The sequence below is a fragment of the Clostridioides sp. GD02377 genome (assembly GCF_045899875.1).
Lineage (GTDB): Bacteria > Bacillota > Clostridia > Peptostreptococcales > Peptostreptococcaceae > Clostridioides > Clostridioides difficile_A.
Genome location: NZ_JBJODA010000011.1, coordinates 70,391 through 96,955, shown reverse-complemented (window position 1 = coordinate 96,955; position 26,565 = coordinate 70,391). Strand labels below are relative to the sequence as shown.

At 28.0% G+C, this 26,565-nt stretch carries 20 protein-coding genes and 1 riboswitch; of the genes, 19 read left to right on the top strand and 1 reads right to left on the bottom strand.

Annotated features, from left to right (window positions below; translation table 11 throughout):
• Nucleotide 1: 1 nt before the first annotated feature.
• Nucleotides 2–1,372: an MFS transporter gene (locus Q3304_RS11465; RefSeq protein WP_407814661.1), complete on the bottom strand. Its 1,371-nt coding sequence runs from the start codon at nt 1,370–1,372 to the stop codon at nt 2–4.
• Nucleotides 1,373–1,552: 180 nt separating this feature from the next.
• Nucleotides 1,553–1,668: riboswitch (FMN riboswitch) on the bottom strand.
• Between the two features lie 289 nt (nt 1,669–1,957).
• Here Q3304_RS11465 and Q3304_RS11460 point away from each other — a divergent pair.
• The 19 genes from Q3304_RS11460 to Q3304_RS11370 all read left to right on the top strand — a co-directional run bounded on the left by Q3304_RS11460 (nt 1,958) and on the right by Q3304_RS11370 (nt 26,316).
• Nucleotides 1,958–3,037 (top strand): ATP-binding protein, encoded by a 1,080-nt coding sequence (locus tag Q3304_RS11460; RefSeq protein ID WP_407814660.1) that lies wholly within the window; start codon nt 1,958–1,960, stop codon nt 3,035–3,037.
• A gap of 218 nt (nt 3,038–3,255) precedes the next feature.
• Complete coding sequence (locus Q3304_RS11455; protein ID WP_054277657.1) at nt 3,256–3,936, top strand: DUF881 domain-containing protein; 681 nt, start codon at nt 3,256–3,258, stop codon at nt 3,934–3,936.
• Complete coding sequence (locus Q3304_RS11450; protein WP_161803387.1) at nt 3,929–5,308, top strand: GspE/PulE family protein; 1,380 nt, start codon at nt 3,929–3,931, stop codon at nt 5,306–5,308. Before Q3304_RS11455 ends, Q3304_RS11450 begins: the two co-directional genes overlap by 8 nt.
• A gap of 151 nt (nt 5,309–5,459) precedes the next feature.
• Nucleotides 5,460–6,545 (top strand): type II secretion system F family protein, encoded by a 1,086-nt coding sequence (locus Q3304_RS11445; protein ID WP_407814659.1) that lies wholly within the window; start codon nt 5,460–5,462, stop codon nt 6,543–6,545.
• A 51-nt stretch (nt 6,546–6,596) separates the two neighbouring features.
• Nucleotides 6,597–6,947 (top strand): type II secretion system protein, encoded by a 351-nt coding sequence (locus Q3304_RS11440; RefSeq protein WP_054271734.1) that lies wholly within the window; start codon nt 6,597–6,599, stop codon nt 6,945–6,947.
• Nucleotides 6,948–6,986: 39 nt separating this feature from the next.
• Nucleotides 6,987–7,859 carry a pilus assembly protein PilM gene (locus tag Q3304_RS11435; protein ID WP_407814658.1) on the top strand — a complete coding sequence of 291 codons (873 nt, stop codon included), beginning with the start codon at nt 6,987–6,989 and terminating at the stop codon, nt 7,857–7,859.
• Nucleotides 7,860–8,303 (top strand): hypothetical protein, encoded by a 444-nt coding sequence (locus Q3304_RS11430; RefSeq protein WP_407814657.1) that lies wholly within the window; start codon nt 7,860–7,862, stop codon nt 8,301–8,303.
• Between the two features lie 14 nt (nt 8,304–8,317).
• Nucleotides 8,318–8,902 (top strand): hypothetical protein, encoded by a 585-nt coding sequence (locus Q3304_RS11425; protein WP_054277653.1) that lies wholly within the window; start codon nt 8,318–8,320, stop codon nt 8,900–8,902.
• Between the two features lie 252 nt (nt 8,903–9,154).
• Entirely contained in the window at nt 9,155–10,192 is a 1,038-nt protein-coding gene (locus tag Q3304_RS11420; protein WP_407814656.1) for an SEC-C metal-binding domain-containing protein, read from the top strand.
• Nucleotides 10,193–10,272: 80 nt separating this feature from the next.
• On the top strand, nt 10,273–10,638 hold the full coding sequence (locus Q3304_RS11415) for a hypothetical protein (RefSeq protein ID WP_054271729.1): 366 nt from the start codon (nt 10,273–10,275) through the stop codon (nt 10,636–10,638).
• 4 nt (nt 10,639–10,642) lie between these two features.
• The gene (locus tag Q3304_RS11410) at nt 10,643–10,960 is read left to right on the top strand and encodes a hypothetical protein (protein ID WP_407814655.1); all 318 of its coding nucleotides are present in this window, start codon (nt 10,643–10,645) and stop codon (nt 10,958–10,960) included.
• A 47-nt stretch (nt 10,961–11,007) separates the two neighbouring features.
• Nucleotides 11,008–12,612 (top strand): NAD(P)/FAD-dependent oxidoreductase, encoded by a 1,605-nt coding sequence (locus tag Q3304_RS11405; RefSeq protein WP_407814654.1) that lies wholly within the window; start codon nt 11,008–11,010, stop codon nt 12,610–12,612.
• Nucleotides 12,613–12,735: 123 nt separating this feature from the next.
• Nucleotides 12,736–14,364: a Na/Pi cotransporter family protein gene (locus tag Q3304_RS11400; RefSeq protein WP_054277650.1), complete on the top strand. Its 1,629-nt coding sequence runs from the start codon at nt 12,736–12,738 to the stop codon at nt 14,362–14,364.
• Between the two features lie 350 nt (nt 14,365–14,714).
• Complete coding sequence (locus tag Q3304_RS11395) at nt 14,715–16,064, top strand: glucose-6-phosphate isomerase (protein ID WP_407814653.1); 1,350 nt, start codon at nt 14,715–14,717, stop codon at nt 16,062–16,064.
• Nucleotides 16,065–16,217: 153 nt separating this feature from the next.
• On the top strand, nt 16,218–17,297 hold the full coding sequence (locus tag Q3304_RS11390) for a S1C family serine protease (RefSeq protein WP_054271724.1): 1,080 nt from the start codon (nt 16,218–16,220) through the stop codon (nt 17,295–17,297).
• 344 nt (nt 17,298–17,641) lie between these two features.
• On the top strand, nt 17,642–18,550 hold the full coding sequence (locus Q3304_RS11385) for a trans-4-hydroxy-L-proline dehydratase activase (RefSeq protein ID WP_054277647.1): 909 nt from the start codon (nt 17,642–17,644) through the stop codon (nt 18,548–18,550).
• Nucleotides 18,551–18,554: 4 nt separating this feature from the next.
• Complete coding sequence (gene hypD, locus Q3304_RS11380) at nt 18,555–20,924, top strand: trans-4-hydroxy-L-proline dehydratase (protein ID WP_407814951.1); 2,370 nt, start codon at nt 18,555–18,557, stop codon at nt 20,922–20,924.
• Nucleotides 20,925–21,221: 297 nt separating this feature from the next.
• Nucleotides 21,222–22,025, top strand: coding sequence for a pyrroline-5-carboxylate reductase (gene proC / locus Q3304_RS11375; protein ID WP_054271721.1), 804 nt, complete (start codon nt 21,222–21,224; stop codon nt 22,023–22,025).
• A gap of 649 nt (nt 22,026–22,674) precedes the next feature.
• Nucleotides 22,675–26,316, top strand: a complete 3,642-nt coding sequence (locus Q3304_RS11370) for an EAL domain-containing protein (RefSeq protein ID WP_407814952.1) — start codon at nt 22,675–22,677, stop codon at nt 26,314–26,316.
• The last annotated feature ends 249 nt before the right edge of the window (nt 26,317–26,565 follow it).

Below are 26,565 nucleotides of genomic sequence, written 5' to 3'. Positions count from 1 at the left end.
TCTAAGAAATAGATTTCTCTGTTTTTCTCATAAAGAAAATAGTTAGTATAAGTCCTATAAAGCATACTGCTGCAGCAATCCAATAAGATTGATTACTAGCTATAACATAGGCTGCTGTATGGCTTTTGAAATTTTGATTATATGTAAGGCTTTGTGCAAAGAAGCTACTAAAAAATGCTGTTCCAAGAGCAAATGATAAATTACGAACTGTTGCAAGAAAGCTACCTCCATATCCTTGTTTCTGAGGAGGAACATCTGCAAGAATGCTACTATTGTTTGGTGAACTAAAAGCACCTAGTCCTAGTCCAAAAATAACTAAACATACAATTAAAAGATATAATGGTGAATCTGCTTTTAAAAGTGCCATTCCAACGAGTGAAATAGTCATAAATGAAAAAGATGTTGTTAGAATATTCTTTGCACCATGTTTATCAGAAAGAGAACCTGCAATAGGTGCTATAAGTACCATAATAAGTGGATGGACAGTCATTACAGAACCAGCCATCATAGGAGATAGATTTTTTAACTGTTCTAAATAAAATGGAAGTAGGAAAGATACTGCCATTTGAGGGAAGTAACAAGCGATTCCAATAATATTGCCTACAGTGAAATTTCTATTTTTAAATAAAGGTAAATCAATAAAGCTCTGTTCAAATTTTACTTCTCTTAATGCTAATAATAAGAAGATGATAAGTGATGCTATACCTAGATACAATCTTGTGTTTCCTTTTCCATTCATCGCAAGTAATATAAGTGTAGTACAAGTTGCAAATAGCAGAAGACCTGGAATATCAAAGCTCTTATTTTGTTCATCTAAAGCAGGTCTAGGAAGAAATTTAATTCCAAGAAAAACTGCTATGATACCAATAGGTATATTGATAATAAAAATAGAAGGCCATCCAAAATGTTCTAAAAGTATACCTCCAATTACAGGACCACTCATATTTCCTATACCAACTACAGCGCCAGTGATTCCTATAGCCTTTCCTTTTTCATTTGCTGGAAATGCATTAGAAACTATACCAAGTCCAGTTGCCATTAAAATACTTGCCCCAACTGCTTGAAATATTCTTGAAGAAATTAATGTAGATAAGTTGTGTGATACACTACACAGAAAAGAACCTATTGTGAATACAAAAAATCCTAATGTGTATAGACGATTTGAACCTACTTTATCACCGAGCTTTCCAAAAAATAACATAGTTGCTGTCACGACAAGCATATAAGCTGTTACAACCCACTGAATCTGTGACATATTAATTTTAAAGTCAGTAGCAATTGTAGGATTTGCAATGTTTAGTATACTTCCATCAAGAGTAGACATAAATACACCAATACAGATTATAATTAATACTATCCATTTTTGTTTCATGATAACACTCCAATCTTTTATATAATAGATTTTATAAGTACAGAATAGTTATAAAATAAACAACAAAAAAAGCACCTACATCTTAGGTACCTCGAATGTGTTTAATTTCATGAATAAATACGGTAGTTGAAGGAGTTGTATAGATTACTCATGTAAAATTACATAAAGGTACTCATATACTATTTTCTTCTACCATCCAGATTTTACTGTCGGCTTTGGAATCTGACCAAATTATGCCATAAGGCTCGCGGGCTTTTACCGCCGATAGGGAATTTCACCCGTTTCTGAAGAAAAACAGATGTATTTTGTAATATTATTTTAACATAAAATCATAATGGAAACAATTGGATTTGAATAAGATACAACTATTATATTACTGTATAAAGAGTTAAATTAGACTTCCAGATAAAAGCATATAAAAGTTAAATCACATAGTATAGAATCTACTATAATTAGATAAAATTAATTTTTTATTGGTATTAAATGATAAGTTTTAGATTTATCAAAAGCATAAAGTTGTAACAAAACTCGTATAATATTAATATCTTAATTAAGAGATATTGTAAATTATGAGGAGGCGCTAATATGGAAGGAAAGGTAAAGAAGGCATTTCCAGGTGGAAACACATCACAAGGCTCATATTCTTTTTTTGAATATATAATTCCTGAAAATGTAAAAAGGGTTTTTTGTTTAAAAGGTGGTCCTGGAGTAGGAAAATCCTCACTTATGAAAAAAATTTATAAAGAATTTTTAAGTAGAGGATATGATATTGAATTATATAACTGTCCTTCTGACCCAAGTTCATTGGACGGTGTAGTTATAAAGGAATTAGGCGTGGTACTTATGGATGCAACTGCTCCACACACTATGGACCCAAAGTTACCAGGAGCTTTGGACGAGATAATTAATTTAGGTGATTACTGGAACACAGAAGAGTTGGAAAAAAATAGACAAGAAATATCGGCATACGATAAGGATATTAGTAATGCATTTAAAAGAGCGTTTAAATTTTTAAAAGCATCAGAACCAATCTTTAGAGATATAGAGGAAAAATATTCTGATTGTATGGATTATGGTAAAGTGAATCTAGTTACAGAAGAATTTATTAAAAAATTGTTTGATGGAGTTGAAAGCACAGGAAATTTGAAAAGAGAGAAGCATTTATTTGGTTCAGCTATAACTCCTGTAGGATGTTTAGATTATACAGAAAACATATTAAAAGATGTAAATAAGGTTTATTATTTAGATGGTGAAATAGGCACTGGAAAAACTACATTATTAAACAAAGTGTATAAGAAAGCTATTGAAAAAGGTTTAAATGTAGAAGTTTATCATTATCCACTTATACCAGAAAAAGTTGAGACTGTACTATTGACTGACTTAGATATTGGTATAACTACAAGCGCAACTTTTAAAGAAGAGGAAACCATTAATTTAAATCAATTTTTAAATAGAGAAAAATTACTTAAATATGAAGAAGATATTAAATTTGATGAGAAAGTTTTGGATGATTTAATTTGTTGGGCTGTATTAAATCTTAAGAGAGCGAAATCTAAACATGATATTATAGAAAGTTACTATATCCCTAATATGAGATTTGATGAAGTTGGAAAATTAAGAGATAAACTAGTTAATAGAATTTCAAAATATGAGAAAAATGTATAAGAATATATATCTTAAATCAGATGATAATTATAAAATATAACTTTTAGTAAATTGGTGTAGCTTTGAAGCTATGCCATTTTGCTTTTTTTGATGTATGATATTATATACTAAAGATGAATTTTAATATATAAGTTTGATATAATAAATATATATAAAGGCTCAAGGTTTAATTAAAGAAAATTATCATATAAAAATAAATTTGTAAGGAGCAATACAGTATGAAAAAACCATATGTGTTTATAATACTAGCGAGTACTATTTTAGGTATACTTGTTGGAACCATATTTAGAGATTATAGTAATGAAGAAACAGTTTATACAAGTAAAGATAAGTCAATAAGAAAAGAAATAAAATTGACAGGAAAGTCTATAAAGGAATTAAAAAAGGAAAAGGATAAATTAGATAAAGAAATTGATTCAATGAAAAGTAATCAAAAAAATTCTAAAGAAATCTCAGAAATAGAAGCTCTTAGAGAAAATCTATCATATTCAGATGTAAAGGGCAGTGGAATAATAGTAAGTATAGATGCTATAGATGAAAAAACAGGAAATATAGCAAATAGTATAGACTATAATAAAATACTTGTAAAAGTTGTAAATGAACTAAAAGTAAATGGAGCAAAATACATAGAAATAAATGGTCAAAGAATCAATCAGTATTCAGAAGTTGTACTTGCAGGAAGCCATATAAATATAAATGGAGTTCCTGTAGCGCAACCTTATGAAATAAAATGCATTGGGGATAAGGATAAACTCTCTGATTATGTGGATAAAGGTAGTGAATATTTAGATAGTATACAAACGACTTATCCAATGAAAGTAAGTATAAAAACTGAAGAAAATATCTCTATGAAAAAAATGAATATACCTAATAAATTAAAGTATATAAAGGGTGATTAAGATTATATTAGAGGAAAGCAGTTTACCAATGTTAATACCAGAAAAGCTTGCAAAAAAATATAATGTATTTCCAGTAGAATTTCAAGATGATAATTTAGTAGTAGAAATAGAAGATGAAGATATATATGCCATACAGGATTTGAGATTGGCTACAGGTAAAGAAATTATATTGAAAAAAGAGAAAAAAGAACTTATAAGTGAGAAGATTGATAAATATTACAATAACTTTGAACTTGATGAAGATTATGCAAAAAAATTATTTGAAAATCTTTTAGAAAAAGCTATAAAAGAAAATGCAAGTGATATACATATAGAGCCATTTGAAAAGCATTTAATAGTGAGAATGAGGGTAGATGGAGAATTAAAAGAAGTATCAAAGTTTTTAATCGATATATATCCATCATTATCTACTGTAGTGAAATTAAAGGCCTCAATGGATATAACGGAAAAAAGACTTCCACAAGATGGTAGAGTAGATATAAAGTTGGGAGGTGACCTAATTGATATTAGAGTTTCATCAATACCAACTGTATATGGTGAAAAAATTGTTTTAAGAATACTTAATAGAGATACTTTCTTAAAAGATAAGCTAGAACTGGGCTTTTCAGAGGAAGCAATAAAGTCTATAAGTAATATAATAAGTAAAAGAGCAGGAATATTACTAGTGACAGGCCCTACAGGCAGCGGAAAGACTACAACAGTATATTCCTTATTAAATGATTTAAAAGGTATAAATAAAAATATAATGACTATAGAAAATCCAGTAGAGTATAAGATGGATGGAATAAGTCAGATACAAGTAAATTCAAAAATAGGATTAAGTTTTGAGGTGGGTCTTAGAGCAATATTAAGACAAGACCCAGATATAATAATGGTCGGAGAAATAAGAGATGCAGAAACAGCTAAAATAGCAGTAAGAGCAGCTATAACAGGTCATTTAGTTATAAGTACTTTGCACACTAATGATGCAGTGTCTTCTATAGCTAGATTATTAGAAATGCAAATACCACCATATCTTTTAAATGCGTCTCTTATAGGTGTTATCTCTCAAAAATTGGTTAGAAAAGTTTGTAATCATTGTAGTCATGAGATTATGATAAAAGACAATTTTAGTGGAGATGTAAATACTAAAGTAGCTGTAGGTTGTGAAAGATGTAATGACAAAGGGTATTTTGGAAGAACAGCAATTTATGAAATACTAGAAGTAAATGATGACATAAAAACATGTATAAGAAATATAGATGATTCTAGTAGTATTAAAGAAGTGGCACAAAAAAATGGAATGATAACATTTGAAGATAGTTGTAAAAGACTAATAAATGAAAAAATAACAACATTAGAAGAATGTTTAGTAGTAAATGAAATGATTTAATTGAACTATATAGTTAACTTCATTTAATTTACTTTAATTAAAATGTTTGAACATAAGTTATATTTAAGTTAGACAAAATTAAATGTATTAAATTAAAAAATATTGTGTTTATTTAATTGCAATTAATATAATTTGGAAGGAATTATAGTTCATGAGATTATCTAAAAGTATATTTTATAATTTAGAGAAATTTTATTTAATATTAAATAGAATTAGTGATAAAGAAGTTAGAGTAATTTGCAAAGAGATAGGTATATTATTAGAATCTGGATGTGAAATTACAAAGATATTTGAAGTCATTGAGGGTCAGTCTAGTAAAAAAGTAAAAAATTTGCTTAATATAGTATCAAATCACATCCAAAAAGGTAACTCAATAGCAGATTCATTTCAGGTAACAGGTACATTTTCTAAATTCTTTATAAGCATGATAAGAGCAGGGGAAACTAGTGGAAGCTTAGATATAATAATGAATGATTTATCTAATTATTATGATAAAGAATACAAATTAAAAATGAAAATAATAAATATTTCAATCTATCCAATAATACTCATAGCATTATCTATCATGTCAATGATATTTATATTCATATTTGTAATACCTAATTTTCAGGTGGTTTTTGCAAGTAATGGAATTGAACCACCTTTAATAACAAGAGTTTTAATAGGAATATCCACAATAGTTACAAATAACATAGGTTATCTTATGCTTGGTCTTTTATTATTTTTAATAGCAACTGTTTATTTTCTTAGAACAAATGATAATATAAAAAAATTGATTAATTCTATGAAATTTAAAATGCCTTTTGTAAGAAAAATTAATCAGTTAGTAGTTACAACCAGATTTTCTAGAGCTTTATCTATTTTAATTAGTAGTGGAATACAAATAGTGGAAGCTATAGAAATGTCAGCAAGTGTTGTAGATAATGAATTTATTTGTGAAAGATTAAATATTTCCAATAACTATATAAAAAAGGGAAATAGTATAGGTAAGTCTTTGAATTTAGCAAATATCTTTCCTAAATTATTTATTTCAATGACAAATACAGGAGAAGAAAGTGGAAAACTAGATAAAAGCTTAGATGTAATAAATAAATTCTATGAAAGTGAATTAAATAATAAAATAGAGCAAATAATGAAATTTATAGAACCTATTTTAATTATATTTATGGGATTAATTATCGGAATTTTTATTTTATCTATGGTTATTCCCATGTTCGATGCAGTTACTAGTTTTTAAGAAAAAAATAAATTTTATCTAATAAAATTTTTAAAAGGAGAGAATATTTAATTGATAAATAAAAAACGAAAGGGATTTACACTTGTTGAAATGATTGTAGTAGTAACAATTTTAGGTGTTATATCTAGTATAGCATTAGTTAAGTACAGTAAGGTTCAAGAGAGTGCAAAACTAAATGCAGATTATACAAATGCTGCCAACATAGTAACAGCAGCGAGTATGGCTATTAATGATGATGAAAACATAACACAATCTTTAAGCGTAGAATCTCTAAAGGAAAAAGGGTATTTGAATACTGTTCCAGTTCCTCAAAGTACATCTGGCAAATTTGAACTTGTTATAAGTGATAGTGGTGCAGATATAAGTGTAAATGTAAACTCTAAACAATTTTATCCTAAGTAGTATTTTTATATATGCATTTTTATAGCTTAATTAAAGGAGATGGTTATAATTAAAAAAATTTTAAATTTAGAGATAAATGATGATTATATAAGGATTGTATTTTTAAGAAAAAATCACAAAAAAATTTTTATAGATAAATCAATTACAAAAGAAATAAATTTTAATATAAAAAACGATAGCAAAGATGTTATTAAGGTTAGATATATAGAAGATGTAGTTAGATTTGTAAAAGAGGAGATAGGTAAATTAAAAATATCATATAAAAATTTATACTTTAATATTCAAACTCAAGATATAGTAATTAGAAATATTGAAATTCTAGATACTAATAAAAAAAGAGATATATTAAATATGATTGAATTTGAAATAACACAATACATTCCAATAAATATAAACGACTATTCAATAAAATATAAAGTTATAAATTCTAGTCATGATAAATTAAATATACAAGTAATTCTTTTTCCAAAGATTATTATTCAATTAATTAAGAGCATTTCAACAAATCTAAACTTGAACCCAAAAGCTATAAATATAAATTTTGATATATTACAAAAACTCATAAACCTAGACTTGATAGAGAATTTTTTAGAAGAAGGAGTTTTTATAGAGTGTAAAAAAAATCAGTTCATTATAAATATAACAAGAGGTAAAAAGATAGAAGAGACTTATTTACTATCAAAAGAAATAAAATCATATGAATCAGTAAAGAAGCTATTAAGTAGTTTTAAGTGTGTTTATTACTATGGAATAGAAAATAATTTTATTGAAGAATACTTTGAAGATAAAGACAGGTATATAGAAATAAGTCCATTGAAATTAAAAGATAAAGTAAAGATAGAAAATAATTTTGATAGAAATTTAGAAAATAGCAGTATAAATTATATAAGTAATATAGGAATGATTGTTTAAATGAAATCTTGTAAAACTATAAACTTTCTCAATGGATTAAAAGAAATTAAACCTTATAATAAGGTATATAAAGCAGTAATAGTCTTAATTTTAACATGTGTTTTATTTAAATCGTTTATATATGTGAAATCTATAAACGAACTTAAAAGTTATATAAGTAAAAATAATTTAATAAATGAGCCAAAACAGACTATACCAGTTGCTGAAAAGACTAGAGAGAAATTTCCTAAAATAAGATTTAATGAAGTAAAAAAAATATATGAAACTGTAGGAATAAATAATATTACTAAAATATCAATAGATAAAAATAAGCTAGAAATGGAAGGTGTATGTAATGATTTAGATGTTTTAAATAATCTAAGAAAAATAAAGTACATAAAAGGTTATTATATAGACAGTATTGTAAGAGATGGAGATAACTATAAGTTTAGAATAAAAAGTTAGATGGGTGATTATTTTTGAGGTTAAATAATAGAGAAAAAAATTTACTTAAAATATTGTTAATATTAATTATTGTATTAGCTACTAATATAATATTAAGTCCATTAGAACAAAACTTAACCAGTTTGAAGAAAGAAAAACAAAATCTAATAAATAAAATAAATAAGCAAGATAATTATCAAATAAAGGATAATAGTTATAAAGATGATAAATATATAGAAAATGTTGAATTAAATGGAAATGAAGAATTGAAAAGTAATTTTAATAATTCATTTTTAGATAAAAAAACAAATAAAGATATGGTGTTATTAGTAGAAAATAAATTGAAAGATGTAGTGAATATAGAATATATTAACCAAGAAAATAGTTTAGATAATAATAATAAAAAACAAGTTAATTTAGAAATAAAAGTTAATGGTGAACTTGAGAATGTATTGAAAATAGAAGGTTTAATGAAGAATTTAAATTTAAATGATAAATTTGAAAAAATAGAAATTAGCAAATTAAAAACGAGTAATTTAGATATTCAAAATATTTCTAATGAATATAAACAAGAAAAAGACAATATTGTTGAATGTAAAATGACAATTAGAGTCATATAACAAAAAAGAATAGACAAAGTAAAAAACTATTATCAATTAATAAAATTTTATAGAGGAATTAGTTTTACGATAATCCATTTCTACAAGAGGGATTGTTAGTGATTTTATCGAAATCCTAATTAAAGTTAATATATTATACCAAAATATAAGTGAATTTAAGAGAATATTTATTTATACTATAGATTGATTAATAAAAAAATGGTATAATAACAAATTGTACTTTAATTTAATAATAAGGGAGTGGAAGTCATATTGTTAGGGAGAAATGAGCTATGCCCTTGTGGAAGTGGCAAAAAATACAAGAAGTGTTGTTTAAATAAAGATATTGTTTCAGAAAGAGCATACAGAAGAACTGAACTTTCACAAAAACAATATACAGATTTATATTCAAAGTTATATGATTATTCAAGACAGGATAGATTCAAAGACGAATGTGAAAAAGCTAAAGAAATGTTTTATATAATGCAAAATGATAGTGTAAATGAAAAATTTGAAAGATTTTTTAATACTTATTTAATACAAGACCATATAATGGAAAATAAAAAGGTAATGACAGTTGGTTTTCTTGAAGAAAATGGTGCAAACCTAAGTCAATCAGAAGTATCGATATTAAAGAGTCTCTTTGAATCATATGTAAGTATTTATGAAGTAAAAGAAGTTTCTGTGGGAAGAATAGTCTTAAAAGATTGTCTAAGTGGGAATGAACTTTATACAGAAGATGTAAAACTTCTAAGAAGTTTTAAAAGCGGAAGTTGTATGATAGCTAGAATTGTTGATATTGAAGGAACTAACATACTGATAGATGTAACTATAAGTATATCAAATGAAGTAAAAGACATAATATTAAAAGATGTTATGAATTTATTTAATCAATATCAAGACTTATACAAGGATATGAAGACTTTCTTAATTTATCATACACATATACTATACAAGTATATACAACAGCTTTTAGACCCAAGTATAGCTGAATACTTAAAGAGAGAAAGAGATAAGAAAGGCACAAAAGTTAATTCAGAAAATGAATTAGCTGAAATAGAGTGCAAAGTTTTAGATACTCTTAAAGAAAATGTAGAAGAAGAAAATATAGATGCCTGTATAGAGTTTTGGAATGAGTATAAGAAAAAACATGAAAATATAAAAGGAGCTGAAAATGGTTGGGCAGCTGCTGTTGAATATTATGTTAAGAAAGAAGCAGGACAACCTATAACTCAAGTACAAATATCAAAAAAATATGATATAAGTTCTAGTACATTAGGAAAAAGATACAAAGATTTAAAAATATCTTAATTAATTATAAAAAGCTTTAAGTCATAGATAAAGAATATATAGTATAATATATGTATAATGTTGAGAAAGAGGTATTAATAATGAGTCTTAGTTTAGGAAATGCAATTGCTGTGTCAACGAACTTTATAAAATCTAATCCAGCAGTACCTGTGTACAATGGAGAAGAAATATATGCAGTTATTTATCATATAGAAATAGGATATAATAATGGTGTATCACCTGATACCAAACAATATATAATAATAGACTATAAAGAGTTTGATTTGTCTATGGATAAAAAAAATGAGCTAATAGAGATAGCAAAAGAATACTGTAAATCTAAAGATATTATAGAAAATGAGAATCTTGAAATAAATCTTTTAGATAATGAAGAAGCAGAAAACTTCTTAGAGAAGGTGTTTAATAACATGAAAGTTATAAGAGGTCTTATAACTAAAAGAGGATAAATAAATGGACTATGTAGGAATAGAAAATATAACACCTTATGAAAATGTATATGAATTTAGTGTGTATAAATATGATGATGAAATCACTTTAGGTAGTGACGATTTATATGTGTGTGAATTAAGGGTTGTATTAATTAAAGTGAATTCTCTGTATGTTGAAAGATTGAATAAGTCAGTTGAAGCAATGGTTTTAGTAAAAAATTTGAAAAAAGATTTAGATAAAGCAATTGTTGTAAATAAAATAAAGAATTTTGTGTTAGACGAGATTTGGGTAGAAAATCTAGTAAAAGAGAATATAGAAGTTATATTTGTAGAAAGCTAGGAATAACCCTAGCTTTTTTATATTACAATCTAAGAGAGGAAAACAATATGTTAAGAGTATCTAATATAAAACTTGGAATCGATAAAGATATATCTTTATTAAAAGATATTGTACTTAAGAAGCTAAGAATAAAAGAAAAAAGCTTAGTTAAATATAGTATATATAAAGAATCTATAGATGCTAGAAAAAAAGGAAAAATGGAGTTTGTTTATTCTGTAGATGTAGAAGTTAAAGATGAAGATAAAATACTCAGTTCAAAAATAAAAGATGTAACGAAAATAAAGGAAATCAGATATGTAAATGTAACCATAGGTGATAAAAAATTAAAGAATAGTCCTTTAGTAATTGGCAGTGGACCAGCAGGCTTGTTTGCAGGTCTGATTTTGGCTCAAATGGGTTATGAACCAATCATACTTGAAAGAGGTCTTGATGTAGACAATAGAACTAAAGATATAAGTGATTTTTGGACAACTAGAAAGTTTAAAAATAATTCAAATGTTCAATTTGGTGAAGGCGGAGCAGGAACTTTTTCAGATGGCAAACTTACAACTAGAATAAAAGATATACGATGTAGAAAAGTACTAGAAGAGCTAGTTCAATTTGGGGCACCAGATGAAATATTGTACTCACATAAGCCACATGTAGGAACAGATATATTAAAAAATGTAGTTAAAAATATAAGAAATGAAATAATAAATCTAGGTGGTCAGGTTAGATTTAATTCAAAAGTGACAGATGTAGTCGTATCAAATGATTCTATACAATCTGTAATAATAAATGATACTGAAAAGATAGATACAGATACAGTTATATTAGCTGTTGGACATAGTGCAAGAGATACTTATGAAATGTTGTATTCGAGAGGTGTAAAAATAATTCAAAAGCCTTTTGCAATAGGAGCTAGGGTTGAGCACCCACAAGATTTAATAAATAAAGCACAATATAAGGAGTTTTACAATCATCCTAGACTAGGAGCAGCTGATTATAGACTTATAGAGCATGTTTCAAATGGAAGGACAGCATATACTTTTTGTATGTGTCCAGGTGGTAGTGTAATAGCATCTGCATCCAATGACTTTGAAATAGTTACTAATGGTATGAGTGAACATGCTAGGGATAAAGTAAATGCGAACAGTGCATTTTTAGTAAATATAACTCCAGAAGATTTTAAAAGTGATAATCCTCTAGCAGGTGTACATTTTCAACAAGAATATGAAAAATTAGCTTTTGAATTAGGTGGAAAAAATTACAATGCACCAGTTCAACTTGTTGGAGACTTTATCAATAATAAAACTTCTACAAATTTAGGTAGTGTTGAGCCATCATATAGACCTGGATATACACTTACAAACTTAAGTGAATGTCTACCTGACTTTGTAACAGAAACTATGAGAGAAGCATTCATATCTCTTGATAAAAAACTGAATGGATTTGCGATGTATGATGCTGTTTTAACTGGAGTAGAAACTAGGTCTTCATCTCCAATAAGAATAGTAAGGGATGAGGAGACTTTAGAGTCAATAAGTGTTAAGAATCTATATCCATGTGGAGAAGGTGCTGGATATGCAGGTGGGATAGTTACAGCAGCAGTTGATGGTATAAAATGTGCAGAAAAAATAATACAAAAATACAGCAATAATACAAAAATTTAACATAAATTTAATGATTTTTTAATATTTAACATAAATTTAACATTACTACTCCTATAATTTGATAAAATACAATAGGTTATAAAATTTTTAGAAACATTAATCTCTTTACAAGGAGGAAATAATTTGAACATTATAATAAGTCTAATGGGTGGATTAGGTCTGTTCTTATATGGTATGAACCTTATGGGAGAAGGTCTACAAAAATCTGCTGGGACAAAGCTAAAAAAGATAATAAAATTACTTACTAGTAACCTATTTATGGGAGTTCTAGTAGGTACAGGAGTTACAGCAGTAATACAAAGTTCAAGTGCTACTACTGTAATGGTTGTTGGTTTCGTAAATGCAGGTATAATGACCTTAAAACAGGCAATAGGAGTTATAATGGGTGCCAATATAGGTACTACTGTTACAGCTCAATTGGTATCTTTTGATTTAACTGGTATGGCTCCAGTAGCATTAGGAATAGGTATCATACTTTATTTATTTGGAAATAAGCCTAGAATAAAAAATATAGCTGAAATACTTATAGGTTTTGGTATATTATTTACAGGTATGGATTTTATGAAAATGGCAGTTGAGCCACTAAGAGACTATCAAGGATTTACTGACTTACTAGTTACATTTGGTAGATATCCACTACTTGGATTATTATTGGGATTTGGGATTACAGCAATAATACAAAGTTCAAGTGCGTCTATGGGGATGTTGGTTGCATTGGCAGCAGAAGGTCTAGTGCCATTATCAGCAGCATTGCCAATTCTTTATGGTCAAAATATTGGTACTTGTGTAACTTCACTGTTATCGAGTATTGGAGCCAATAAAAACGCACGAAGAGCAGCTATGATGCATCTAATCTTTAATGTTTTAGGGACGGTGATATTCCTAATATTATTAAATAAACCAGTAGTAAACCTGGTTACAAGTTGGGACCCAAGTAATGTCGCAAGACAAATAGCTAACACACATACACTGTTTAATATAATATCTGTCTTAATACTATTACCATTTACAAAGATTATCATAAAGTTAGCAATAAAACTTGTTCCTGATAAAGAAGGCGATATAGATGAAGATGAAGCTAAGACTATTAAATATATAGATGATAGAATGATAGAAACTCCTTCTATAGCCCTTGCAAATACGATAAAAGAAGCACTTCGTATGGGTGAAAAGGCTAAGGAAAGTTTAAATGCATCTATGGAAGCTTTAGTAGAACATTCAACTGAAAAAATAGACAAGACATATAGACGAGAGAGATTAATCAATGATTTACAAAAAGCTATTTTGAATTACTTACTTAAACTTTCAAAAGCACCTTTAGATGATGATTCAAGAGAAGTTGTGGATACCTTGTTTAACACAGTTAATGATATAGAAAGAATTGGTGACCATGCTAAAAATATAGCTGAATTATCACAAGTTGCAATAGATTCAAATATTTCTTTCTCCGAAGAAGGACAATCTGAACTTGATGTTATGTACAACAAAGTTGTTTCAGCATATACTTATGCATTAGAATCAATGAGAACTGATAATGTAGATTTGGCTTGCAAGGTTATAAAAATTGAAGAGCAAGTTGATATAATGGAGAAATCTTGTAGAGCTAATCATATGTATAGATTGAATAATAATTTATGTAGTATAGAGAATGGAGTTATTTATTTAGATGTAATAAGTAATCTAGAGAGAATATCTGACCATGCTGTCAACATAGCACAACAAGTTATAGCTAAGAGATTAGGAAACGATTAAAAATAATATAAAAATTAAAATAGAAAATCAATAAAAAAAGAAACTCTAAATGATAAGTTTAGAGTTTCTTTTTGTTGAATTAGTTATTTATAATGTAGTTATCTTGAGTGTATAACTATTCACAATGAATATATTTTAGTATTTACTAAAAATTCAGACAAGTAATGATTTTTCATAATTTTATTTGATTAAAAATTTATAATTTATAGATAGTTATAGCATTTAGAAGAATCGATTTCCTGATAACAAATGGTGATATATGTACAATTTTGTGGCAAACTTTTAAAAAAAACACCTATATTTTGTGTTATAATCTCTTTAAAACGAATATGCTGAAAAGAGGGATTTAAATGGGAAAAATAAATTTTGATTATAGTAAAGCTACGGAGTTTTTTTGTCAAAACGAAATAGATGTTATGCAACCATATGTAGATGTTGCACATGACATGTTACATAATAAAACAGGTCTAGGAAATACTTTTTTAGGTTGGATAGACCTTCCTGAAAATTATGATAAGGAAGAGTTTGATAGAATAAAAAAATCAGCTGAAAAGATAAAATCTGACTCAGATGTTCTTTTGGTGATAGGTATAGGAGGCTCTTATTTAGGTTCAAGAGCTGCTATAGACATGGTAAGCCATTCTTTTAGAAATGGACTTAAAAAAGAGCAGAGAAAGGCTCCTGAAGTATATTTCGTAGGGCATAATATAAGCTCAACATACATTATGGATTTATTGGATGTAATTGAAGGTAAAGATATCTCTGTAAATGTAATATCTAAATCAGGAACTACTACAGAACCAGCTCTTGCTTTTAGAATATTTAAAGACTATTTAGAGAAAAAGTATGGTAAAGAAGAAGCGAAAAAGAGAATTTATGCAACAACAGATTCAAGTAAAGGTGCACTTAGACAGTTAGCTACAGAAGAAGGGTATGAGACTTTTGTAATACCAGATGATGTAGGTGGTCGTTTTTCTGTATTAACAGCAGTTGGATTACTTCCTATCGCTGCTGCAGGACTTGATATTGATGCTATGATGAAAGGTGCAAATGATGCTAGAGAAGCATTTCAAAATCCTGATTTAAAAAGTAATGATAGTTATAGATATGCTGTTGCTAGAACAATTTTACATAGAAAAGGAAAAGATGTAGAGCTATTGGTTAACTATGAGCCTCAATTACATTATGTAAGTGAGTGGTGGAAACAGCTTTATGGAGAAAGTGAAGGAAAAGAAAATAAAGGTTTATTCCCTGCTTCTGTAGATTTCTCAACAGATTTACATTCTATGGGTCAATATATCCAAGATGGAAAAAGGCTTTTATTTGAGACAGTACTTAATGTTGAAAACTGTAAAAGAAATATAACTATAAATTCAGAAGAAGTAGATTTAGATGGTCTAAACTATCTAGCAGGTAAGACTGTAGATTTTGTCAATCATAAAGCTTTTGAAGGAACTCTATTAGCTCACACAGATGGAAAAGTACCTAATTTAGTAATAAATATACCTCAATTAGATGAATACAATTTTGGGTATTTAGTGTACTTCTTTGAAAAAGCTTGTGGAATAAGTGGATATTTATTGGGAGTTAATCCATTTGACCAACCAGGAGTAGAAGCTTACAAGAAAAATATGTTTGCTTTACTAGGAAAACCAGGTTATGAAAAAGAAAAAGAAGAATTAGAAAAAAGACTTAAATAATTTCAAATAGTTAAGGTTTAATTAAGATTAAAATAATATAATGAAATCATCGAAAAGGAGTTTACTCAAAATAGATGATTTCATTTTTTTATGAAAAATTGGGAAAAATATATTTTGATAATTTATATTATATTAGATAGGGAGTGGTATGAGATGTCAAGAAGAAAGAAAGGTATAAGTTTAGTAATATTAGTCGCTATAATAAGTTCAATACTTAGTAGTTTGCTAACAATAATTTTAGTTAAAGATAATTTAGGAAGTAAAAGTACAGGCAGCTCTACGCCAATAGTTGTAAATGATGATGGTAAGAGTCAAAATATTTATCAAGCAGTTGCAGAAAAAGCCACACCATCTGTTGTAGGTATTACGACAACTAGCGTTGATACTAATAATATGTTTGCAATTCCAACTGAAACACAAGGTGTAGGAACTGGAATCATAGTAGATTCAAATGGTTATATACTTACAAATTCTCATGTTATATCAGATGGTCAGGCTACAAGTGTAAATGTACTATTTAATGATGGTTCAACAACTTCAGGTAAAGTCGTATGGTTTGACCAGCAACTTGATTTAGCTATAGTTAAAGTCGATAAAACTGGATTAACACCAGCAGAATTTGCCGATAGTGATAAAGTAAAAGTTGGAGATATATCAATAGCAATAGGTAATCCACTTGGATTAGATTTCCAAAAAACAGTTACTCAAGGTATAATAAGTGGATTAGATAGAACTATACAAACAGAAAAAACTAATATGACTGGTTTATTACAAACTGATGCAAGTATAAATGCAGGAAATAGTGGAGGACCATTATTAAATCAAAAAGGTCAAGTAATTGGTATAAACACAGCGAAAGCTTCTCAAGCAGAAGGATTAGGATTTGCAATACCAATTAATACAGCTAAAAGCATAGTTGAAGAAGTAATAAAAACTGGAAAATATGAAAAAGTGACTTTAGGTATAAAAGGTACAGATGTATCAAACTATGAAGCAGCTACAGGTACAAAATTAAGTACTGATAAAGGAGTTTATGTTGCAGAAGTAATATCTGGTTCGTCAGCAGAAAAAGCTGGAGTAAAAGTAGGAGATATTATAACTAAAGTAGGAGATGCAAATATAACAGGTATGAATGACCTAAATAAAAAACTATATACTTTCTCAAAAGGAGCTAGTACAAAAATTACAGTAAATAGAGGCGGAAAAGCAGTAACAATAAATGTGAATTTCTAAATATGACTATAAAGGTAGAGACTACATGATAAAGTGTAGTCTCTATTTTTATTTAATTTTTATAGCAGATATATCTAAATTAACAAAAATAATATATTGTTTATGTGTTATAGCTATATTTACTTATAAAAATAAATTTAATAAATATTTAAATTTAATTTATAAAATCAATATAAATATCATAATAAAATAAAATTTTTTAATATCACTAAAAAAATATAGACAAAATAATAACAAGTATAGTATTATGTAATTGTAGAAATGCTTTTCATAGATGTAGTATATGAAGATGAATTGCATAATAATGAAAAAATGGAATGGATATTATTTAGGGGTGAAAAATTATGAATCCATTAGTTATAAATTTACAAAAATGTAGTATACATGATGGACCAGGAATAAGGAGTACAGTTTTTTTTAAAGGATGTCCACTTGAATGTGTTTGGTGTCATAATCCAGAGAGTCAAACATATACAAAACAAGTTTTGTATAATGAAGAAAGATGTTCAAGATGTGAAGCATGTATAAACATATGTCCTCATAAAGCAATTTTCAAAGGGGAAACAAAAATATGTTTAGACCAAGATAAGTGTGAATTTTGTGAAACTTGCTTAGACTATTGTGTAAACAATGCAAGAGAGATTGTCGGTCAAGAGTATTCTGTAAAAAGCTTGGTTAAAGAGATAGAAAAAGATAGAATTTTCTATGAAGAATCAGGTGGAGGGGTAACTCTATCAGGTGGAGAAGTAATGGCTCAAGACATGGATTTTATTTGTGGAGTAATAAATATGTGCAAATCAAAGGGGATTCATGTAGCAATTGATACTTGTGGTTACGCAAAGTCAGAAAATTATGAAAGAGTTGCAAAATGTGCAGATTTATTTTTATATGATATTAAGCTTATTGATGAAGAAAAGCACATAAAATTTACAGGAAAATCAAATGACTTGATATTAAAAAATGTCAAACTTTTGAGTGAATTAGGAGCTAACATAAATATAAGGATACCACTAATTGTAGGGGTAAATGTAGATGATGAAAATTTAGAGGTTAAAAAAATGATAGAATTTTTAAAGCCTTTGAATATAAAAGCTGTAAGTCTTCTTCCATATCATAATATTGGAAAACACAAGTATGATAAAATTTATAAAAAGTATGAGGGAGAAGAGTTACAAAGACCAACTGAAGAAAAATTAGAAGAAATAAAAAGGCTGTTTGAAGCAAGTAATTTCAATACTAAGATTGGGGGGTAATAAAATGTCAAGAGGAACTTTTGAGAGAACTAAAAAATTAAGAGAAGAAAGTGTTAATGCAGAACCACACATATCTATTGAAAGAGCAGTACTTATGACAGAAGCTTATAAAAAATACGAGGGAAGTGTAGAGATTCCTGTACTTCGTGCTTTATCATTTAAGCATTATATTGAGAATAGAACTCTTAGCATAAATGATGGCGAATTAATAGTAGGTGAAAAAGGTGATTCTCCTAATGGAGCACCAACATACCCAGAAATTTGTTGTCATACATTAGAAGATTTAGATGTAATGCATAACAGAGATATAATAAATTTCAGTGTATCTGAAGAAGCTAGAAAAATACAACAAGAAGAAATAATACCTTTCTGGAAAAAGAGACAAACAAGAGAAAAAATAATAAATGCAATGACACCAGAATGGCTAGCAGCATATGAAGCAGGTATGTTTACAGAGTTTATGGAGCAAAGAGCTCCTGGGCACACAGTTTGTGGAGATACAATATATAAAAAAGGGTTTTTAGATTTAAAGAAAGATGTAGAAGCAAGACTAAAAGAGTTAGATTTTCTTAATGATTTAGATGCATATAATAAAAAAGCTGATTTAGAAGCTATGGCAATAGCTTGTGATGCAATGGTGATATTAGGTAAGAGATATGCTGAAAAAGCAAGACAAATGGCAGAAGAAGAAACAGACGAAGCTAAGAAAAAAGATTTATTACTAATTGCTGAAACATGTGATGTTGTACCAGCTCATAAACCACAAACTTATCACCAAGCTATACAAATGTACTGGTTCGTTCATATAGGGGTTACTACTGAACTTAATATATGGGATGCTTTTACTCCAGGAAGACTTGACCAGCATTTAAATCCTTTCTATGAAAGAGATGTAGAAAGTGGGATACTAGATAGAGATAGAGCGCAGGAATTACTTGAATGTTTATGGGTTAAATTTAATAATCAACCAGCACCACCAAAAGTTGGTATAACATTAAAAGAAAGTAGCACATATACAGACTTCGCAAATATAAACACTGGTGGAATAAATCCAGATGGTCAAGATGGTGTTAATGAAGTTAGTTATATAATACTTGATGTTATGGATGAAATGAAGTTGATACAACCAAGTTCAAACGTTCAAATAAGTAAAAAAACTCCTCAGAAATTCTTAAAGAGAGCTTGTGAAATATCAAGAAAAGGATGGGGTCAACCAGCATTTTATAATACTGAGGCAATAGTGCAAGAACTTATGGAAGCTGGAAAGACTATAGAAGATGCAAGACTTGGTGGAACTAGTGGTTGTGTTGAAACTGGATGTTTTGGTAAAGAAGCATATGTTTTAACTGGATATATGAATATTCCAAAAATACTTGAATTAACATTAAATGATGGATATGACCCAATTAGCAAAAAGCAAATAGGTATAAAAACTGGAGACCCTAGAAGTTTTAAATCTTATGAGGAATTATTTGAGGCATTTAAAAAGCAATTACACTATATGATTGATATAAAAATAGAAGGAAATGCTGTAATAGAAAATATATGTGCAAAACACATGCCTTGCCCACTTATGTCTACAATAGTTGATGATTGTATAGAAAAAGGTAAAGACTATCAAAGAGGTGGAGCAAGATACAACACTAGATATATACAAGGTGTTGGTATAGGAACTATAACAGATAGTTTAACAGCAATAAAATACAATGTATTCGATAAGCAAAAATTTGATATGAATACATTACTTAAAGCACTTGATGCTAATTTTGAAGGATATGAAGCTATACTTAATTTAGTTTCAAATAAGACTCCTAAATATGGAAATGATGATGATTATGCTGATGAAATAATGCAAGATATATTCAACACATATTATAATGAGGTAACTGGTAGACCAACTGTTTGTGGTGGAGAATATAGCGTAGATATGTTACCAACAACTTGTCATGTATACTTTGGTGAAATTATGGGAGCAAGTCCAAATGGTAGACTTTGTGCAAAACCAGTTTCAGAGGGAATCTCACCTGAAAAAGGTGGAGATACTAATGGACCTACAGCAGTTATAAAATCTTGTGCTAAGATGGACCATATAAAAACTGGTGGAACATTATTAAATCAAAGATTTGCGCCATCAGTAGTTCAAGGGGAAAAAGGATTGGATAATATGGCTAATCTAGTAAGAGCATACTTTAATATGGATGGGCATCATATACAATTCAATGTATTTGATAAAAATGTATTATTAGAGGCTCAAAAAAATCCTCAAGATTACAAAGACTTAATAGTTAGAGTTGCAGGATATAGTGACCATTTCAATAATCTAAGTAGAACACTACAAGATGAGATAATAGGAAGAACTGAGCAAACATTCTAGGATTGTTTGTAAACAAAATTTATCACTATATAAAAACACAACTGGTATAATAGAGTATATACTATAGATACCATTTAAAAAATTTCAGATTAATTATGAGCTAACTTTCTAAATTGGAAGTTAGCTCGTTAAGTTTAATGAAAAAATCGTTAAATTTATATTTAATAAGCTTTATACAGAGCAATAATTTATATTAATAATATTAAGTTTTATGTGTATAAGACAATTTTAAGCAGTTAAAATATAGTTAATTTAGCTACTTTAAAATAAAAACTAATAGAAAAAAGGAGATTTGATATGAAAACTTTAGGATTTATTGGTTCAGGAAATATGGGAAGTGCAATGATAGGTGGTATAGTAAAATCAGGTCTAGTAAAAGCAGAAGATATAACTGTATCAGACTTAAGCCAAATCGCTTTAGATAAAGTAAAAGCAGAATTTTCAGTAAACACTACGACTGATTCAAAGGTAGCTGTTTCAAATTCTGATGTAATATTAGTGGCACTTAAGCCTAATATATGTGAAAAAGCTTTAGCTCCACTTAAAGAATTAATAGATGCAGATAAAATAATAGTGTCAATAGCAGCAGGAAAAACTATAGAAGCATTGGAAAATATTATAGGTTCAGATAAAAAAATAGTAAGAGTAATGCCAAATACTCCAGCTCTTGTTGGGGAAGGTATGTCAGCTCTTTGTAAAAATAATAATGTGACTGATGAAGAATTAAATATGATTAAGGCTTTATTTGAATCATTTGGAGAGGCAGAGATAGTATCAGAATATTTAATGGATACTGTTACAGGTGTTAGTGGGTCTTCTCCTGCTTATGTGTTTATGTTTATAGAAGCTATGGCAGATGCAGCAGTATTAGCTGGTATGCCAAGACAACAAGCTTATAAATTTGCATCACAAGCAGTTATGGGTTCAGCTAAGATGGTTCTTGAAACTGGTAAACATCCAGGTGAATTAAAGGATATGGTTTGTTCTCCAGCAGGGACTACTATAGAAGCAGTTAGAGTATTAGAAGAAGAAGGGTTTAGAGCAGCAGTTATAAAATCTATTGTTGCCGCTACAGATAAATCTAAAGATATGAGTAAATAGTAAATTAAGAATAATGTAAAAATAAATGTCTCAAAATAAATTCTTTAGTTTGTTTTGAGACATTTTCTATAGATATTAGTAAATATATTTTATAAAAAGAAGGACTTCTTATATTTTTTCCTTTTAAATTATGTAAATAGATGCTAATTTATTTAGATACAAATTTATCTATAGAGTTGATATTTTTGATTTTATTCTATAATATAATCTTTCTATAAATAACTAGTAAAATCTATTCTTTTATTGTATTTTGTTATATAATATTATAAATATGTATTCATAATATTGATAAAGTAATAGATGTTAATGAAAGATTAAAATAGGTATTGAGAAGATGTATATTTATTCATATTTCTAGTAAAAAGTTAATGACATTTTAAAATAATTACAATAATAAATCACCTATTTCTAGATACTATGTAATGTTTTTTATAGATATATTTTAATCAAGTCTTATGTTGGAGTGTTTCTTTAATGGGACCTATTGACATTAAAAAATAATATTAAGACAAATTTAAAAAATTTGAGCTTGAATTTAAGGAACTTATTTTATTTTTCAAAAATGAAGTAAGCTTTTTTATTTTATTATAATGAGCACATATTGATTTATGTAAAAAGTAAATTTAAAAGATAAAAAGAGGTGATTTGTATGTGTAATGAAAATCATAAAAAAAACCACCAGCTTGCTTCAGAAGAATTTTATAAAGAAGTAGGAAAAAAATTAAAGAAAATTAAAACTACTAAACAGGCATTAACACTAATTACATTAGATTTTGATAATTTTAATTATATAAATGACTTCTTTAGGTATAAGGCTGGAGATTCAACACTAGAAAAGATAAGTGAACATTTTAATACACATCTTCAAGGAGATGATATTTTCTGTAAAGTTCATGCGGACCATTTTTTATTCTGTTTGCATACAGACAATCAAGTAATTGCATCACAAATGTTTTTACAACTTACAGATTTAAAGAAGGCGTTGGAGAATATTCTTCCACCACATTATAATTTAGTTGCAAGTGCAGGAATTATTGTGGTTAGAGATGATGCCATAACACTTTCTGCATTACTTGATAAAGCAAACTATGCTCGTAAAAAATCTAAGGGAAATACCTTGAATACATTTAGCTTTTATGATGATAAAATGAGTCAGGAAGTTGAATGGAAAAAACAAATTACATTTATGATGGACTTTGCATTGAAAAATCATGAGTTTGAAATGTATTTACAACCAAAATTGTTAATTAAAACGGGTGAAGTTGTTGGAGCAGAGGCACTTGTACGTTGGAATAGTTCTGAGTTAGGTATGATTTATCCAGATAAGTTTATTTCAATCATGGAGCAAAACGGATTTATTAGACAACTTGACTTTTTTATGTTGGAGGAGGCCTGCCATTTCCTAAAATGTAGCAAAGAAAAGGGAATCCCACAGCTTCCTATCTCAGTTAATTTCTCTAAAGCACATTTACAAACAGATAAATTAGTTGAAAAAATTTTTCAAACTGTAAATCGAATAGGTGTCTCTACTCATATGATTGAAATTGAGTTTACTGAAAATTTATTTTCAGACAACATTAATAAATTAATTGAAATTGTTTCTGAACTTAAAATGCTTGGTTTTAAAGTATCTCTAGATGATTTTGGAAGTGCTTATTCTTCTCTTAATTATTTAAAAGATATTCCAATTGATATTGTCAAGATTGATAAAGCATTTTTAAATGCATCCACTAATACAGATAAGGGAAAGATTATTATCGCTAAAGTTATAGAATTGATTAAATCTCTACGTATCCTATCAGTTATGGAAGGCGTAGAAAATGATGAACAAGTAAAATTTCTTCAAAAGTTAAACTGTGATTTAGGACAGGGATATTTTTATGCTAAGCCAATGCCTGCTAGTAACTATATCGATTTTGTTAATAGTGGCTCTGTTATTGAAGATATACAGAAACATATTAGTGGAAAGACTGAAGAAAAACAGGATAAATCTCATATTTATGTAATTCCACAAGAATTTCAAATGGATAATTGGGAACTTTATACGCTAGGTAAAAATATTGACATGGGTCTAATGAAAGGTTATCTTGATGGAGAAGCAACAGTTCAGTATGTCAATGACCGTGCATTAGAATACCTTGGTTACACTAGACAAGAATTTAGAGAAGTATTTAATAATAGTATAATTGCATTTACACATCCAGATGATGCGCATATTGTTCAGAAGAATGCAGAGGAACTTATATCTAGTGGAAAGCCATTGAAATTTCAAACTCGTGCTATTCGTAAAGATGGAAAGATTATTGTGTTACAAGGGCGTTCTTCATGTATTATTGATAATCAAGGAAGACCTGTTGGTTTATATGCATTTCAAGATGTTACAGATGAATTGGATAAAACTGTACAATTAAAGCAATCTCTAGAAAATAAAATAAAAGAATTGGAAGAATCTATAGCATCTGAACAAGAAACCAAAGAAGCACTTCTTATTAGTGAAGAAAAATATCGTATTATTATAGAACAAAGTGATGATATTATGTTTGAATGGGATTTTAAATCAGATACAATTATATTTTCTGGAAGGTATGAAACCTTATTTGGATATTCGCCTTTTACAAGGCATATTACTACTAACAGGGAAGTACGTAATAAGATTCATCCAGATGATTTAGAAGTTTTTGAAGAATGGATTGTAAATACATATAAAAAACCAGGATATTCAGTATCTAGTTATCGAATTAAGGATATTAAGGGGAATTACTTATGGATGAATTGTCGTTCAACTGCTATTTCTGATAGTAAAGGAAATATAATTAGAGCTGTAGGTGTATTTTCTAATATTAATGCACAAAAACAACAATTAGATGACTTAATTATAAAATCACAGTTAGACCCATTAACGAAATTATTAAATAAAGCTGAATTTAAAAATAGAATTGACCAATTTCTAAAATCATCCAATAATAAATTAGGTGCTTTCTTTATTATAGATATTGATAATTTTAAAGGATTGAATGACACTCTTGGTCATCAGTTGGGTGATAATATATTAATAGATGTAGCAAATAAAATAAGTGGTGTTTTTCCTGAAACAGATATGATTGGAAGAATAGGTGGTGACGAGATTGCAGTGTATTTTCCTTATACAGATAGTAATATAATTAGAAGTAAAGCAGAGTATTTATCTCAATCACTTAGATTATCTTATTATGGTGCTGTAAGTAAGTATGAAATTTCAGGAAGTGTCGGAATATCTTTCTATCCTGAACATGGTGATACTTTTAATATGCTTTATCGTTTTGCTGATATTGCTCTTTATAATTCCAAAAACAATGGAAAAGATAGATATACTTTATATGACAACAATATTACCAATTCTCTTTTGGATAATAGCAACCAAGTAGAATATACAACTAATTTTTTAAATACATATTTTCAAAATGATATAACTTTTCGTGTCTTTGAAATGCTTTACGAAACAAAAAATGTATCTAAAAGCATTCAAAGTATATTAAATTTATTAGGTGAAAGATATAACATGGATAGAGTATACATTTTTGAAATTGATGAAAAAAAACAGCAGACTAGTAATACATATGAATGGTGTGCTCCAGGTATCTCATCTGAAATTGATTCTTTACAAAATATTCCTTTAGGAGAGATTACTTCATATATAAGTCAATACAGTAATGAAGGTATTTTTTGTTGTAAAGACATTGAAAATACAACACCTGAGATTCGCAATATTTGTGCTCCACAGGGAATAAAATCCCTTCTTCATTGTGCCATATATAATGAAGGAGTTATGACTGGTTTTATTGGTTTTGACGTATGTAGAGAGAATTATAGTTGGACAGGAGAGGAGATTGCTATTATTGGATACATTTCTCGAATTCTTTCTGTATTTTTAATTAAGAACACTACAACAACAAAATTACGAACTAGCTACAAGAATTATGAAGAGATGGTAGAAAACCTAAATGGACATGTTTATGTTATTGACCCTAATACCTATGAAGTACTTTATGTAAATCGTGCAATTCAAGAATTAGGGCTTAGTACTGGAGAATCTTGTTATAAAATGGCGTTTGGTTCAGAGGAACCTTGCGAAAATTGTCCTATAAATAACTTTAATGATGAAATTCATTATGCATCAGAAGAAATTTATTCTGAGGTATTAGATAGATGGGTAAATTCAGCAGCTTCAAAAATGAAATGGGAGGGTGAGAAAGACGCAGTTCTAGTTTGTTGTACTGATATTTCAAAATATAAACATAAGGCCACAATATAGACTACTAAAATTTAGTGATTCTGGTATTCTTAGTTAATGAAAAGAAAATATATTATATTTGACAATAAAATTAGAAAATTAGTGTTAGTTAATTTTTTTACTAGACAAATGACTGCAAAAGAGAAATTAGATAATATATTAGTTGATAGAAAATAACATGAACAAGTCTATAATTAATAGATTAAAATAGATTGACAATAATTAAAAATAAATCCCTATAATACTTTTTTTAATATCTCTTTATACTTA

What these genes read in the sequence shown, in the direction of transcription:
- Q3304_RS11465 (WP_407814661.1), bottom strand. Translation starts at nt 1,372, where the DNA reads ATGAAACAAAAATGGATAGTATTAATTATAATCTGTATTGGTGTATTT.
- Q3304_RS11460 (WP_407814660.1), top strand. Translation starts at nt 1,958, where the DNA reads ATGGAAGGAAAGGTAAAGAAGGCATTTCCAGGTGGAAACACATCACAA.
- Q3304_RS11455 (WP_054277657.1), top strand. Translation starts at nt 3,256, where the DNA reads ATGAAAAAACCATATGTGTTTATAATACTAGCGAGTACTATTTTAGGT.
- Q3304_RS11445 (WP_407814659.1), top strand. Translation starts at nt 5,460, where the DNA reads ATGAGATTATCTAAAAGTATATTTTATAATTTAGAGAAATTTTATTTA.
- Q3304_RS11435 (WP_407814658.1), top strand. Translation starts at nt 6,987, where the DNA reads ATGGTTATAATTAAAAAAATTTTAAATTTAGAGATAAATGATGATTAT.
- Q3304_RS11430 (WP_407814657.1), top strand. Translation starts at nt 7,860, where the DNA reads ATGAAATCTTGTAAAACTATAAACTTTCTCAATGGATTAAAAGAAATT.
- Q3304_RS11415 (WP_054271729.1), top strand. Translation starts at nt 10,273, where the DNA reads ATGAGTCTTAGTTTAGGAAATGCAATTGCTGTGTCAACGAACTTTATA.
- Q3304_RS11410 (WP_407814655.1), top strand. Translation starts at nt 10,643, where the DNA reads ATGGACTATGTAGGAATAGAAAATATAACACCTTATGAAAATGTATAT.
- Q3304_RS11405 (WP_407814654.1), top strand. Translation starts at nt 11,008, where the DNA reads ATGTTAAGAGTATCTAATATAAAACTTGGAATCGATAAAGATATATCT.
- Q3304_RS11395 (WP_407814653.1), top strand. Translation starts at nt 14,715, where the DNA reads ATGGGAAAAATAAATTTTGATTATAGTAAAGCTACGGAGTTTTTTTGT.
- Q3304_RS11390 (WP_054271724.1), top strand. Translation starts at nt 16,218, where the DNA reads ATGTCAAGAAGAAAGAAAGGTATAAGTTTAGTAATATTAGTCGCTATA.
- Q3304_RS11385 (WP_054277647.1), top strand. Translation starts at nt 17,642, where the DNA reads ATGAATCCATTAGTTATAAATTTACAAAAATGTAGTATACATGATGGA.
- hypD (WP_407814951.1), top strand. Translation starts at nt 18,555, where the DNA reads ATGTCAAGAGGAACTTTTGAGAGAACTAAAAAATTAAGAGAAGAAAGT.
- proC (WP_054271721.1), top strand. Translation starts at nt 21,222, where the DNA reads ATGAAAACTTTAGGATTTATTGGTTCAGGAAATATGGGAAGTGCAATG.
- Q3304_RS11370 (WP_407814952.1), top strand. Translation starts at nt 22,675, where the DNA reads ATGTGTAATGAAAATCATAAAAAAAACCACCAGCTTGCTTCAGAAGAA.